Annotated in this window: 10 protein-coding genes; 4 read left to right on the top strand and 6 right to left on the bottom strand. The window is 62.5% G+C overall.

The window, feature by feature from the left end:
* Positions 1 to 11: 11 nt before the first annotated feature.
* Positions 12 to 1,010, top strand: a complete 999-nt coding sequence (locus ACXR0M_RS19245) for an NADP-dependent oxidoreductase (protein ID WP_458833360.1) — start codon at positions 12 to 14, stop codon at positions 1,008 to 1,010.
* 10 nt (positions 1,011 to 1,020) lie between these two features.
* On the opposite strand, the gene ACXR0M_RS19240 is transcribed toward ACXR0M_RS19245, so the two are convergent.
* The 3 genes from ACXR0M_RS19240 to ACXR0M_RS19230 all read right to left on the bottom strand — a co-directional run bounded on the left by ACXR0M_RS19240 (position 1,021) and on the right by ACXR0M_RS19230 (position 7,230).
* Positions 1,021 to 2,529, bottom strand: a complete 1,509-nt coding sequence (locus ACXR0M_RS19240; RefSeq protein ID WP_458833359.1) for a sensor domain-containing diguanylate cyclase — start codon at positions 2,527 to 2,529, stop codon at positions 1,021 to 1,023.
* 505 nt (positions 2,530 to 3,034) lie between these two features.
* Positions 3,035 to 6,124: an efflux RND transporter permease subunit gene (locus ACXR0M_RS19235; RefSeq protein WP_458833358.1), complete on the bottom strand. Its 3,090-nt coding sequence runs from the start codon at positions 6,122 to 6,124 to the stop codon at positions 3,035 to 3,037.
* Positions 6,121 to 7,230 (bottom strand): efflux RND transporter periplasmic adaptor subunit, encoded by a 1,110-nt coding sequence (locus ACXR0M_RS19230; RefSeq protein WP_458833357.1) that lies wholly within the window; start codon positions 7,228 to 7,230, stop codon positions 6,121 to 6,123. The genes ACXR0M_RS19235 and ACXR0M_RS19230 overlap by 4 nt, the downstream gene beginning before the upstream one ends.
* A gap of 194 nt (positions 7,231 to 7,424) precedes the next feature.
* Here ACXR0M_RS19230 and ACXR0M_RS19225 point away from each other — a divergent pair, with 194 nt between their 5' ends.
* Positions 7,425 to 8,885, top strand: coding sequence for an efflux transporter outer membrane subunit (locus ACXR0M_RS19225; protein WP_458833356.1), 1,461 nt, complete (start codon positions 7,425 to 7,427; stop codon positions 8,883 to 8,885).
* A gap of 90 nt (positions 8,886 to 8,975) precedes the next feature.
* On the opposite strand, the gene ACXR0M_RS19220 is transcribed toward ACXR0M_RS19225, so the two are convergent.
* Together ACXR0M_RS19220 and ACXR0M_RS19215 are read right to left on the bottom strand one after the other, a co-directional pair.
* Positions 8,976 to 10,247, bottom strand: coding sequence for an OmpP1/FadL family transporter (locus ACXR0M_RS19220; protein ID WP_458833355.1), 1,272 nt, complete (start codon positions 10,245 to 10,247; stop codon positions 8,976 to 8,978).
* 196 nt (positions 10,248 to 10,443) lie between these two features.
* Positions 10,444 to 11,070: a TetR/AcrR family transcriptional regulator gene (locus ACXR0M_RS19215; RefSeq protein WP_458833354.1), complete on the bottom strand. Its 627-nt coding sequence runs from the start codon at positions 11,068 to 11,070 to the stop codon at positions 10,444 to 10,446.
* Between the two features lie 246 nt (positions 11,071 to 11,316).
* On the opposite strand from ACXR0M_RS19215, the gene ACXR0M_RS19210 reads away from it, so the two are divergent.
* Positions 11,317 to 12,012: an SDR family NAD(P)-dependent oxidoreductase gene (locus tag ACXR0M_RS19210; RefSeq protein WP_458833353.1), complete on the top strand. Its 696-nt coding sequence runs from the start codon at positions 11,317 to 11,319 to the stop codon at positions 12,010 to 12,012.
* Between the two features lie 90 nt (positions 12,013 to 12,102).
* Positions 12,103 to 13,122, top strand: coding sequence for an AraC family transcriptional regulator (locus ACXR0M_RS19205; RefSeq protein WP_458833352.1), 1,020 nt, complete (start codon positions 12,103 to 12,105; stop codon positions 13,120 to 13,122).
* Positions 13,123 to 13,127: 5 nt separating this feature from the next.
* Here ACXR0M_RS19205 and ACXR0M_RS19200 read toward each other — a convergent pair whose 3' ends face one another.
* A complete protein-coding gene (locus ACXR0M_RS19200) occupies positions 13,128 to 13,541 on the bottom strand; it encodes a cupin domain-containing protein (protein ID WP_458833351.1) in 414 nt (137 codons plus the stop codon).
* Positions 13,542 to 13,670: the final 129 nt, after the last annotated feature.

Here is a 13,670-nt window from a genome sequence, read left to right as displayed (position 1 = left end):
GCCACACCCGGATGAAAGCATTTCTGATTGATCGCTATGGCAAGCAACCCGGACGCATCGGCGAAGTCCCGGCGCCCACTGTGGGGCCTGACGATGTGTTGGTTGAGGTGCATGCCAGCAGCATCAACCAGCTGGATTCGAAGATCAGCAGCGGCGAATTCAAGCTGATCCTGCCCTACCAGTTTCCGCTGGTACTGGGTAACGATCTGGCGGGTGTGGTGGTCGAGGTTGGCGCGCAAGTCACACGTTTCCAGGCGGGTGACGAGGTGTACGCCCGGCCGCCGCAAGCGCGGATCGGCACGTTCGCCGAGTTGATCGCCGTCAACCAGGATGCGCTCGCGCCGAAACCGGCCAATGTCAGCATGGCGCAAGCGGCGTCCCTGCCCTTGGTGGCGCTGACCGCCTGGCAGGTGCTGGTGGAAACCGCCCGTCTGCAAAAGGGCCAGAAAGTGCTGATTCACGCCGGTTCCGGCGGCGTCGGCACGCTGGCCATCCAGCTCGCCAAACACTTGGGGGCTTATGTCGCGACCACTACGAGCACGGCGAATGTCGAGTGGGTCAAGGCGTTAGGCGCTGATGAGGTCATCGATTACAAAAAACAGAACTTCGCAGAGGTCCTGCACGACTACGACGTGGTGTTGAACAGCCTCGGCGCCGATGTTCTGGAAAAGTCACTCAAGGTGCTCAAGCCCGGCGGTCAGTTGATTTCCATCTCCGGACCGCCCACGGCGCAGTTCGCTCAGGAACAAGGATTATCCTGGCCCTTACAGCAAGTCATGCGTCTGCTGAGCTTCGGCATTCGGCGCAAGGCGCGCAAAAAGGACGTTCGCTACGCATTCGTATTCATGCGTGCCGACGGTGCGCAATTGCAGCAGATCACCCGGCTGGTCGAGGCCGGCCTCATCAAACCGGTGATTGATCGCGCCCTGCCCTTGGCCTCGACCGCCGAGGCGCTGAGCTACGTCGAACAGGGACGGGCCAGGGGCAAGGTGGTTGTCACGCTCAAATGACGCCGTCGATTCAAGCCGCCATGCCCGTGGCAAACTGGTTGCGACCCTGCGCCTTGGCGTTGTACAGCGCCTGATCCGCGACCTCGATCAGCGCCTGCAGGTCTTGCAGTTGTGCCCCTGAAGCCGTGGCGATGCCGATGCTCACGCTCAGGCGTCCGAACGGGCTGGCGGGGTGCGCGATGTTTTCCTGCTGCAGGCGATCGAGTATGAGCTGCGCCACCACCGTCGCGCCCTCAGCGTTGGTGTCCGGCATGATCACGCCCATTTCCTCGCCGCCGTAACGGGCCACCAGGTCTGACGGTCGGCGCACACACTCTTCGAAGATCTTGCCCACCTTTAGCAGGCAAGCATCGCCGCCAACGTGACCGAACGAGTCGTTGTACAACTTGAAGTAGTCGATATCGATCATCAGCAACGCCAGCGTCGTACCGTCACGTTGCGCGCGCCGGGCTTCCATGGCGAGGCTCTGGTCGAAGCAGCGGCGGTTGGCGAGCCCGGTCAGGGCATCCTTCATCGCCAGCAGCTCGAGTTGGCGATTAGACGAAAGCAATTGCTGCTGGGTGCCGCGCAATTGGTCCTCGGCCCGGGTGCGCCGGCGGATGTCCAGAATCAGGAACCAGCCGATCAGCCCGGTCAACCCCAGCAGCCCGCTGACCACTACCGCCGACAGCCACGCCTCCAGACGCCACGCGGCTAGGGCTTCGCGCTTGCCGAGGGCGACAGTGGTGATCAACGGCAGCCGGTCGCTCTTGCGGAAGGCATAGAGACGGTCCACGCCATCGAGGCTGGAGGTGTACGACGCGGTGCCGACCGAGCGATCCACCAGGTACTTGGCGTAAATCGGCGACTTGGAAAAGTTGCGGCCCATGTCCTGCTCGCGGAACGGATAGCGCACCAGCAACGTGCCGTCGGTATAGGACAGGCCAATGGCGCCTTCCTGGCCGACGTCGATCGTGCCAAACAGGCGCAGGAAGTTTTCCACCCCGAGGGTGACCGCCACCACGCCGGCGAACTTGCCGTCGGCATCGTTGAAGCGGCGGCTGAGGGTGATCACCCACTCCTGATTGGTGCGGCTCTGGATCGGCGGACCGATAAACGTCTCGCGGGACGGGTCGTCGCGGTGATGGATGAAATAGGCGCGATCACTGCTGTTCGCCCCGACCGGTATCGGCCGGTTGGAGGACATCAGCCAGCGACCCTGACTGTCATAGATGGTGATGCCGCTGAGCTGCGGCATCAGCGGTTCCTGGCGGTTGACCAGCGCCGTCAATCGCTCGATCTGCGCCGGGCCGCTGCCCTCGGTTTCCAGGCGCTCGACGATGCCCAGCAGCAACAGCGAACTCTGGCGCACGATGCCTTCGGAATACGTCGCCAGCGCCTGCGTCAGGTTCAAGCCATGGACGTTGACTTCCTCCAGCGCCCGCTCCCGCGCGGCCAGCACTTTCCACACTGTCAGTGACGCCAGGGAACAGCCGATCACCGCCAACAACAGCACTACCAGGTGAGTATCACGCTTCACATCACTACCTATGGGAAAGTCCGGTTTCCGTTCCAGCGACTCAAGATCGGTTCAAATGGCTGCAGCCGCCTGTCCTTGTGGCGTGCAAGGATACAAGCCGGCGTCAAACGCTGCAGCAACAGATTATAAAAAGGGAGCAGTCCGTGGGTGCCTTGCCGTATTCCGCCAACACGCGTCAGCGACTGCGACAAAAGCGTTTTGTATGGGACGAAAGAACCACAAGCATGCCAGCCCAAGCTATCGCCAGGCTTTCAGATGCAGAATCGCCAGGGAAATGCGCAGACGCAAAAAGGCCCGCAGTGCGGTAATGCTGTTCACTTAACCTGTGGCGAGGGGATTTAGCGAAACGTCGCACCGCCCCGATCGGCTGCGAAGCAGTCGCCGCTTTTGATGAGTTTAGGGCCGCTTCGCAGCCCATCGGGGATAAATCCCCTCGCCACAACGTTCTGTAAAACTTAAGTGAACAGCATTACGCAGCGCGGGCCTCGATTTTCAGCTGTTGAAGTTACGCCGGTTTGGCCGTTGCAGTCTGCTGCCCCGCGTGCGGGCGGATCTTGAACCAGATCGAGTACATCGCCGGCAGAAACACCAGGGTCATGATGGTGCCGACCAGCGTGCCACCGATCAGGGTGTAAGCCAGCGTGCCCCAGAACACCGAGTGCGTCAGAGGGATAAACGCCAGGATCGCCGCCAGCGCGGTCAGCAGCACCGGTCGCGCGCGCTGCACCGTGGCCTCGACCACCGCGTGAAACGGGTCCAGCCCCTCTTGCGCGTTGTGATGAATCTGCCCGATCAGAATCAGCGTGTTGCGCATCAGAATCCCCGACAGGGCAATCAACCCCACCAGCGCATTGATGCCAAACGGCTGATTGAAGATCAGCAGGGTCGGCACCACACCGATCAAGCCCAGCGGTGACGTGAGGAACACCATGATCATCGCCGAGATCGAACGCACCTGAATAATCAGGATCACCAGGGTCATGGCGATCATGATCGGCAGCAACGGCAGAATCGCCTTGCCGGCCTTGCCGGACTCCTCGATGGCACCGGCCTGTTCAATCCGGTAACCGGCAGGCAGCGACTCGATGATCGGCTGCAGCTGCTTCAGCAACGCAGCGGATACATCCGGCGGCTGCAGGTCTTCAGCAATGTCGCCACGCACGGTGATAGTGGGCGTGCGATCGCGGCGGCGCAGGATCGGATCTTCCATGCGCACATCGACCTCACCGATCTGCGACAGCGGGATGCGCTGCCCCGAGGCCCCGACCAAGGTGAAACCTCTGATCTGTTCTGGATCGAGACGGATATCGCCCGCCGCCCGGCCCATGACCTGCACCGAGCGAATATCTTCGCGCACCGCAGTGATCGGTACGCCGCTGAGCAGGAACTGCAATTGCTGGGCAACCGCCGCCGATGTCAGCCCCACCGCCTGCAGACGATCCTGATCAAGGTTGAAATGCAGGGCCGGGGTCAGCGGCCCCCAGTCGGTGTTCACCGTCCGCATCATCGGGCTGGCCTGCATCACCTCGCGCACCTGCTCGGCGATCAGGCGCAGTTTCGCCGGATCAGGCCCCATCACCCGGTACGCCACCGGAAACGGCGAGTACGGGCCGAAGACGATTTGCGTGGCGCGCAGACGCGCTTCCGGGGCCAGCCCTTCGGCAGCGGCCTGACGAAACCGCAGCTTGAGGGTTTCCCGTGCTTCCTGACTGTCGGTCAGCACCACGATCTTGGCGAACGACGGGTCGGGCAGCTCCGGGGCCATCGCCAAGAAGAACCGCGGCGCACCCTGGCCAATATAGGCGGTGACGATTTTGGCTTCGTCCTGCTGGCGCAGCCAGGCCTCGACCTTGGCGGCGGTGGCACTGGTCTGCTCGATGGAGGTGCCGTAGGGCATCTGCACCTCGATCATCACTTCGGGCCGGTCAGAGGTCGGGAAGAACTGCTTCTTCACCAGGCCCATGCCCGCCGCCGCGACGAAAAACAGCAGGACCACCGTGCCCGCCACCAGCCACTTGCGCGCAATCACCCGCGTCAGCAGCCGGCGAAAACGGTTGTAGCGCGGCGTGTCGTAAATCGCCGCGTGCCCGCCCTCCACCGCCTTGATGTCCGGCAACAGCTTCACCCCCAGATAAGGTGTGAACGCCACCGCCACCACCCAGGAAGCAATCAGCGCAATGCCGACGATCCAGAACATATTGCTGGTGTATTCCCCGGCCGTGGACTGGGCGAAACCGTTGGGCAGAAAACCGATGGCGGTCACCAGCGTACCGGACAGCATCGGCGCCGCCGTGTGGCTCCAGGCATAGGCAGACGCCTTGATGCGGTCGTAGCCCTCCTCCATTTTCACCACCATCATCTCGATGGCGATGATCGCGTCATCGACCAGCAGCCCCAGCGCGAGGATCAATGAGCCAAGGGTGATCCGGTCGAAATTCTTGCCGGTGGCGGCCATCACCACAAACACGATGGCCAAGGTCAACGGCACCGCGGCGGCGACCACCACGCCGACCCGCCAGCCCATGCTCAGAAAGCACACGAGCATCACCACCAGCAGTGCAACAAAGAACTTGATCATGAACTCGCCGACGGCCGAGTCGATGTTCACTGCCTGGTCGGTAACCTTGGACAGGCTCATGCCCAGCGGCATTTGCGCATTGATGCTCGCGGTCTCGGCATCCAGCGCCTTGCCCAGATCCAGACCGTTCCAGCCATCGCGCATCACCACACCGAGCAACAGCGCCTGTTCGCCGTTGTTGCGCACCAGAAAAGTCGCCGGGTCTTCATAACCGCGCTCCACGGTCGCCACATCCGACAACTTCAGCGTTCGCCCCTGTACGACCACCGGGGTCTCGCGAATTTTCTGCAGCTTGTCGAACGCGCCATCGATACGCACGAACACCTGCGGCCCGCTGGTTTCAATCGATCCGGCCGGGGTCAGGAGATTCTGACTGTTCAGTGCGGCGAAGATGTCCTGCGGCGCCAGGCCCAGGGTCGCCAGGCGGTCATGGGAGAACGACACGAATATCCGCTCGGCCTGCTCGCCGATGATGTTGACCTTCTTCACCCCCGGCACGTGCAACAGGCGCTGGCGCATGGACTCCGCATCGCGCACCAGCAGGCGCTGCGGTTCGCCCTTGGCCTTGAGCGCGAATAGCGCAAAGGTCACGTCGGAATACTCATCGTTGACCATCGGCCCGATCACGCCGGCCGGCAATTTTATCGCTTCATCAGCGAGCTTTTTCCGCGCCTGATAGAACTCCTCCTGCACTTGTGAAGGTGGCGTGCTGTCGAGCAGCGAGACCATGGTGAACGCGAGTCCGGGGCGGGTGTAGGTTTCCGAGCGGTCGTACCACTTGAGTTCCTGCAGGCGTTTTTCCAATGGTTCGGCGACCTGATCCTGCATCTCCTGTGCGGTCGCTCCCGGCCACGCGGTGATCACGGTCAACTGCTTGACCGTGAACGGAGGGTCTTCGGCGCGCCCCAACTTGAAGAACGCCAGGGTGCCGGCGACCGCGATCAGAAAAATCAGAAACACCGTGATCGCCCGCTCGCGCACGGCGATCGCGGAAATATTCAAGCGTCCTTCGCTCATGGCTGGCTCCCGGCGACGCTGGTCGCATCCGGCGCCGGCAGTCTGACCGGTTCGCCTTCGTGCAACAGATGAGCACCGAGCGCGACAATCTGCTCGCCGACCTTGAGCTGGCCGGCCACTCGCGCCGAATCGTCGCTCAAGCCGAGCACCTGAACCGGGCGCCAGCTCACCGCTGGCGGCGTGCCGGTAATCACCCACACGCCAGGTCCCTGCCCCGCGTCATAAACCGCAGCGATCGGCACTTGCAGCGATGCGGCGGTTGTCGAACCCTCGGCGATGCGCAGGGTGACCGTCGAACCGATCGGGGCGTTGGCCAGCGGCCCTTCCAGCACATAGCGTGCCTCGAAGGTACGCGTGGTGCGATCCGCCGAGTCCGACAGCAAGCGCAGTTTTGCGGTGACCGCGCCTGAGCCGTTGCCATACAGCGTGGCCTGCGCGGTGGAGCCTGCGGCCGGACGCAACGTCTCGGGCAGGTGCACGATGGCCTCGCGCTGCCCGGCCCGTGCCAGACGCACCACCGGTTGTCCGGGGCTGACGACCTGTCCGGGCTCGACGAGGGTGTCCACCACCACGCCGTCGGCATCGGCGACCAGCAGCGCATAACCGGAGGCGTTGCGCGCCACGTCCGCTTGCGCTTCAGCGGCGCTGAGCTGCGCCTTCGCGGTATCGGCAGCGGCTTTGATCTGATCGTAGGCCGAGGCCGAAATGGCGCCGGCGCTGACCAGGGTGCGATAGCGCGCTTCGTCATCGGCGGTCTGTTTCGCCCGAGCCCGGGCGGCGCTGACCGCCTCCTGCTGCGCGCGCGCCTGCAGTCCGAGGTCGATGGGGTCAAGGCGCATCAACGGCTGACCACGCTTGACAGTCTGCCCGGTGTCAACCAGACGCTCGAGCACCTTGCCCGCTACGCGAAACCCCAGGTCGCCCTGAACCCGCGCGGTCACCACCCCGGTGAAGGCGCGTGAACCGTCAGCTGCCGCTTGTACGGCGCTGGTCCGGACCAAAGGCGCCTGCGTGCGCGGGTCTGCAACAGAAGAGGAATCGCCACACGCCGCCAGGACGAGTGGCAACAGGCATGCGGCAAGGGGGAAAGATCGGAGCCGACGCATTGGGGGGTGCCTTACTGGAATAGGATGATCATCATATTCTCAGGATCGTGACCAATATCGTCAAGAGTCACTTCTAGAAAATCCTTCACCGCGTACTTTGTAGCAGCGTATCTGCGAACGGCTCAAGGAGCTGAATTGACAGCCCGTGACCATTACGTATTATGGTCACAATATTTTTCCACAGGGAATTTCGCATGTCGCCTCTTCGCCCGATTGCTCTGTTACTTGGCGCCGGCCTGCTGGCCGGTTGCGCGGTAGGCCCAGATTACCGGCGTCCAGACGCGCCGCTCTCAGACCATTACCTGGGTCACTCCGCCGCCGATTCAAAATCCGCAACATCGCCGGCCAGCCTTGCCACCTGGTGGCAAAACTTCAATGATCCGCTGCTGACGTCCCTCGTCAGCCAGGCATTGCAGCAGAATCTCGACCTGGCGCAGGCGGCGGCGCGGGTCACTCAGGCACGGGCCGGGCTGGGCGCGGCAAACGCGGCCCTGCTGCCCTCAGCGAACGTCAGCGCCCAGGCTGCGCGGGCATATCAGTCGGTCGAGACGCCACTCGGTCAGGTGCTCAATTCCACCCCGGGCTACGACCGCTACGGCAATGCCTACGAGGCCAACCTTGAAGCGGGTTGGGAAATCGACGTGTTTGGCGGACTGCGTCGCGAGCGTGAGGCGGCCCTGGCCGAGTACCAGGCCTCGGCTGCCGGCGTCAACGCGACACGGCTGGCCGTCGCCGCGCAAACCGCAGATATCTACATCACCCTGCGCGGTTTGCAGGCTCGTCTGGATATCGCCAACCGCCAGGTCGACACCCGCCGCGAGTTACTTGAGAAGGTTCGTCTGCTTTACACCAAGGGGCTGGCTGCGGAATACCAGGTGCGCCAGGCCGAGGGTGAGCTGGCGCAAGTTCAGGCCACGGTTCCGGTACTGCAAAGCGGTCTGGAAGCGGCGATGAATGCCATGGACGTGATGCTCGGCACGCCGCCCGGCACTCATCGCACGCAACTGGCCGGCGATGCCGATATTCCACTGGCGCCGTCACTGAATGCCCTGGGCACACCAGCGGATCTGCTGCAGCGCCGCCCCGATCTGATCGTCGCCGAGCGCCGTTTGGCCGCCGCCAACGCACACATCGGCGCCGCGATTGCCGAGTACTACCCGAAATTTTCCCTCAGCGCCTTGCTCGGCAGCGCGACGGCGGTTTCCGGCGGCAATCTGTTCAGCAGCGGCGCGAGCCAGTCATCCGGGGTTTTAGGGTTGCGCTGGCGGCTGTTCGACTTTGGGCGGATCAACGCGCAGATCGATCAGGCCAAAGGTCAGGAGGCGGAGGCGCTGGCCGCATATCGCCAGTCGGCACTGCGCGCCACCGAAGAGGTCGAGAACGCGCTGTCATCCCTGGTGAATCGACAAACCCAGACCACCACCCTGACCGGCGGTGAAGCGGCGCTGGCCCAGGCACGTCAGTCCTCGTTCAGCGCCTATGAACAAGGTACCGCCAGCCTGATCGATGTTTTGCACGCCGACGAAACCTTGCTGCAAGCCTCCGATGCCCGAGCGCAGGCCCGCACGGAATCGGCGCGCGCTGCAGTGGCAGTGTTCAAGTCCCTCGGTGGGGGCTGGCAAGCACAAGAGTCGGGGTCGGTGGCGGTGCGCTGAGCTACATCGCAAGACGCGTTTCAGATCGAGACAGCGGATCCGGGAGACGCACGTGCTCCCGGTCCGCATCCGTGGCGTAAGCGCTTGCAACTAGAATCGGTAGCTCACCGAAGTACCGAACCCGCTGGCGCTGTTCTTGTACTTCGCACTGTATGCACCGCGACTGGCCGACGTGTCGTTGATCTGCACGCTTTCCTCCCAGAGATAGGAATACGCCAGATCGATGGTGACATTGTCCATTGGCGTCCAGCCGGCACCGAAGCTGACCACCTTGCGGTCGCCAGTCGGGATGCGGGGCCCGCGATTGGTATTGTTGGTGGGTGACTGATCAACCGAAAACCCGCCACGCAGCACCCACTGGTCATTCAATCGATAGGCCGCACCGATCGCGTGAGCCCATGTGTCGTGCCAGTTCTGCTCTTCGCTGATGGTGCCCAACTGACCGCTCAGTAATGGCGGCAGCCCGCTGTTCTCGATCGTCAGTTCCTTGAAGCGGCTCCAGCGCGTCCAGGTACTACCGACATACAGCGTCCAGTCATCGTTGAATTGATGGGTCATGGAAACATCCACCGACTCCGGCGTATCGACATCCAGCGAGGCGTCATAGCTTCGCCCGCTGACGCCCAGCACGCTGAAGATGCCGTCGGTGACTTTGCTTTTCGCGTCCAGGTGATAGCTGACCTTGGAGTGATAGGTCAGGCCCAGACGGGTCTGATCAGTGGCCTGCACCAGCACCCCGGCGTTGAAGCCCAGGGCGGTGTCGTCGCCATTGCTTTTGAGCTTGCCGTCATTGCGCCCAGGACTGAGCGGGTTGGGCACCATGCCCGAGATCTCTCCGCTGATGCGGTTAATGGTCGGCCCGAATCCGATCGATACCTTGTCGTTGAAGGCGTAGCTCACGGTCGGCTGGAACGTCAGGGTGGTGACTTCGCTCTTGTTGGCGTAGTAGCGCCCGGCAAAACCACTGCCGTAATCGGTGATCAGCCCGAACGGTACATAAAACCCGAGGCCGAATGCCCAACGCTCATCGATGGGTTTGACGTAATAGCCCATCGGCACGGTGGTCGTGGGCACCATGTCGCCGTCTTCCTTGCCGCCGAACGTACTGCGAGTCCGGCTGATATCCGATTTGGCGAACAGTGTCGCCGCGCCCACGCTGGCCTGCTCCTGCTTGAGCCGCGCCATGCCCGCCGGATTGCCGAAAACCGTGCTGGCGTCTTCAGCCGATGAAGAACGACCGGCAAAACCGGAGCCCATCGCGCTGATGCTTTGTTCGTTAAGCGCAAATCCACCGGCGAGCACATTGGAGGACGCCAGCACGACGGCCAGGCCAAGGGTGTTCTTGAGCGTTATTTTTTTCATTATCCGGACTCTATAGGGTCGCTGAAATAGAACATCGAGAGCGACAACGACGCCATATTATCCAAGTGACCATATCAGTCAATGGTCACGAACAGCAAAAATCAGCGCTGCTCCGGCACGCAGGTGCCGGCATCAGAACGTAATAAAGGGGGACATCGCCTTGGCTCAAATCACTTGAACAGTGATCAGCGCTGGCTCAAGGCATCAGACTGCGCAGGATAAGGTTGGTGGTGAGCGTCGGCGCCACCTCGACAAAATCCAGGTTGTGCTGCAGCAGCAACGGGTTGACGAAGGGCCGCAGGGTCAGATGGATCGCTTCGACCGTCTCATCCAACGGGGTCTTGCGCTCAAACTCGCCGGCCTCGCGCCCGTCACGCACGATCTCATGGATAAAACCCTTGATCTGCTCCTCATAGCGCTGCGCACTGGGCCAGCGCTCCGAGGCGGAAAAGGCCGCAATGTCGTAGAGCTTGCGATCGTTGAAGAACAGGTCCACACCGGTGGCGATCACGGTTTTCACCAAGCGACGCAAACGCTCGGTCGGCGCCAGTGCTTCGGCGTTAATCGCCTGCTCGACGGCGGCAACGATCTGTCCCAGGCAGTTCGCGCAGATCGCTTCGCCAATCGCCTGTTTCGAATCGAAGAATTTATAGATGTACGCCTTGGAAAACCCGATGGCCCGGGCCAGATCGGACACCGTGGTTTTGCCGTAGCCGTACTGGCTGAAATGCTCGTTGGCCGCCGCGACGATCTGATCGCGAATCTCATGATCGGCGGGGCCGCGAGTGCTGGGTGGGGATGACGCAAGGGATGTCTGGTTCATGCCAGCAGCTTACTCACCCGCCTGCGGGCTGACAACGTGTGACCGCCGGCGAATCGAATCAGGTCATTTCCACCCCCTCGCCATCACCCTCAAGCCAACCTTTTGACGCCTGTTTTACGGCCCTGTACGCCGGTGTCTACGCGGCTGAAATTTTGGCACTTTTGCACAACAAGTTGACCTGCAAAAGCATGCCACACGTCGCCGATGTCTTTAGAGTATGCGCCCTTAAAAAGGAAAGGACTCTTGATGACTCAGTCACTCTCACGGCGCGTTGTGGCGATTACCGGCGCCCTGGGGAACCTCGGCGAGACCCTGGCGGACATGGCCGCAGCCCAGGGCGCCGATCTGGTGTTGATCGATCGGGCGCCGATCGGCCTGCCCAGTTCGCACAACCGACTGGTGTTGTCCGGGATTGACCTGGCGTGCCTCGCCGATTGCCAGGAGATCGCCCGGCAGATCAGCCGTTACTTCGGCCGCCTCGATGCGCTGATCAATGGCGCCGGCGGCTATGCCTGGGAACCCTTGCTCGGCGGCACGCTGGACGCCTGGGACCGGCTCTATACGCTGAATCTGCGCACCGCGCTCAACGCCAGCAAAACCCTGTTGCCGTTGCTGCTGCAGTCCTCGGCGGGACGCATCGTCAATATCGGCGCGAGCATGGCGGCCAAGGCCGGGCTCGGCATGGGCGCTTACGCCGCGTCGAAATCCAGCGTGCTGCGCCTGACCGAAAGCCTCGCCGAAGAACTCAAGGACATGAGCATCACCGTCAACGCCGTGCTGCCAAGTATTCTCGACACCCCGCAAAACCGCGAGGCCATGCCCGACGCCGAGCATCAGCGCTGGGTCACCCCGGCCCAACTGGCAGCGGTCATTCTGTTTCTGATCTCCGAGCAGGCTTCAGCGGTCACCGGCACCGGGATTCCGGTGATCGGGCGCCTGTAAGGCTTATCGACGCCACGTGCCTTGGCGATGTCGCGTCCCTCACTTTTCGGCCAAGCAAGATCACCGGATGACCGGACTTCCCCTCCCCCCATGCGACCCGCCACTTCCAGCGCTGCCTTCGTTAACCATGTCCTTGATGTCGCCGAGCAACACGGCGGCGATCGCGATTCGCTGCTGCTTCAGAGCGGACTGACTCGCGAGCAGTTGTCCGATTCGATCGTGCGCATCCCGATGACGCAACTGCGCACTTTGCTGGAGCTGGCGGCGCGCAATTGCGAGCTGGCGCATTTCGGTCTGCTGGTCGGCGCTGCGGTGCGGCCCGGCAGCTATGGCGTGCTCGGTTATGTGCTGATGACCAGCGCAACACTGGGCGAGTCGCTGAACATGATTTTGCGCTTCGGCAAGATCGTCTACGACAGCCCGTCGAGCCAGAGCCGAATCATCATCGAGGACGGTCGCGTGACCCTCGAAGCTCAGCGCAGCAATGAACTGGAACCCTACTGCGCGCTGCATCAGGAAGCGCTGATGGTCGGCTGGGTGGCATTCGGGCGCTGGTTGATCGCCAGTCACCCGCCGATGCTGGAAGTGCGCATGATGCATGCGGCGGTCGGAGAGCCGGCGCTGTACGAAGATTTTTTCGGTTGCCCGGTGCAGTTCGGGGCCGCCAGCAACGCCCTGGTGTTTGCCGAATCGACGCTCTCGACAAGAATCCAGGGCGCCGACCCGCGCATGCATCGCAGCCTGTTGCTGGAGGCCGACTGGCAGTTGTGCCTGTCATACCCGGCGTTCTCGGTGACCGACCGCTTGCGTGCGCTGCTCACCGAACAGCTGCCAACCGGCGACTTCAGCCTGAAAAGCCTGGCCCGCCAGTTAGCGATCTCACCGCGCACCTTGCAGCGCAAACTGGCCGCCGAAGGGGAAAACTTCAATCAGGTGCTGGAAACCATGCGCATGGAATTGGCCGACCATTACCTGCGGCGCACCGACACCAGCATCATGAACATCGCCCTGATGCTGGGTTACTCGCAGGCCAGTTCGTTCAGCCACGCCTTCCGTCAGGCACGCGGGATTTCACCGGTGGATTACCGCAAATTGCTGCGCGCCAGATAGGTCGGTTACGGCTTCAATTGCAACAATGGCTGGCCCTTGCTGACGACGTAGGTCGCCAGTTCGACGCCCTTGTCGCTGCCGACATTCTTCGCCACATGGGCCACACCGGCCGGGATGAACAGCGAATCACCGGCCTTGAGGATCACGGCTGGCTGCCCCTCAAGCTGATATTCAAAAGTCCCGCTGAGCACATGCGCCACCTCGACACCCGGATGCGCATGCCGTGGCGCCGTCACCCCCGGCTCGAAATCGATACGCGACTGGATCACTTCCCGATCCGCTGCGCCGAGGTCTTGCTGAATCAGATCGGTACGGCTCAGGCCTTGCTGCCAGCTCTTGGCTGGCGCGTCCGCCGCCTGCGCCAGACCGGTGAAGGAAATCAGTGCGGCCACGCTGGCCAGAATCAGTGTGCGGTGCATGGGAATGCCCTCTCGACTGTGGTGGTGTGAAGGTCACCACTGTGCGGACGGTTTGTAGCGCTGATGTGTCGGGCACTGGGGGGTTGGTCGCAGCGTGTATCGCGCCCGGCGCTGGATACACAGGCATAC

It is taken from the genome of Pseudomonas sp. Eth.TT006 (assembly GCF_054456575.1).
Note: the sequence above shows the minus strand (reverse complement) of the source record. Positions and strands in the feature narration are given on the sequence as shown.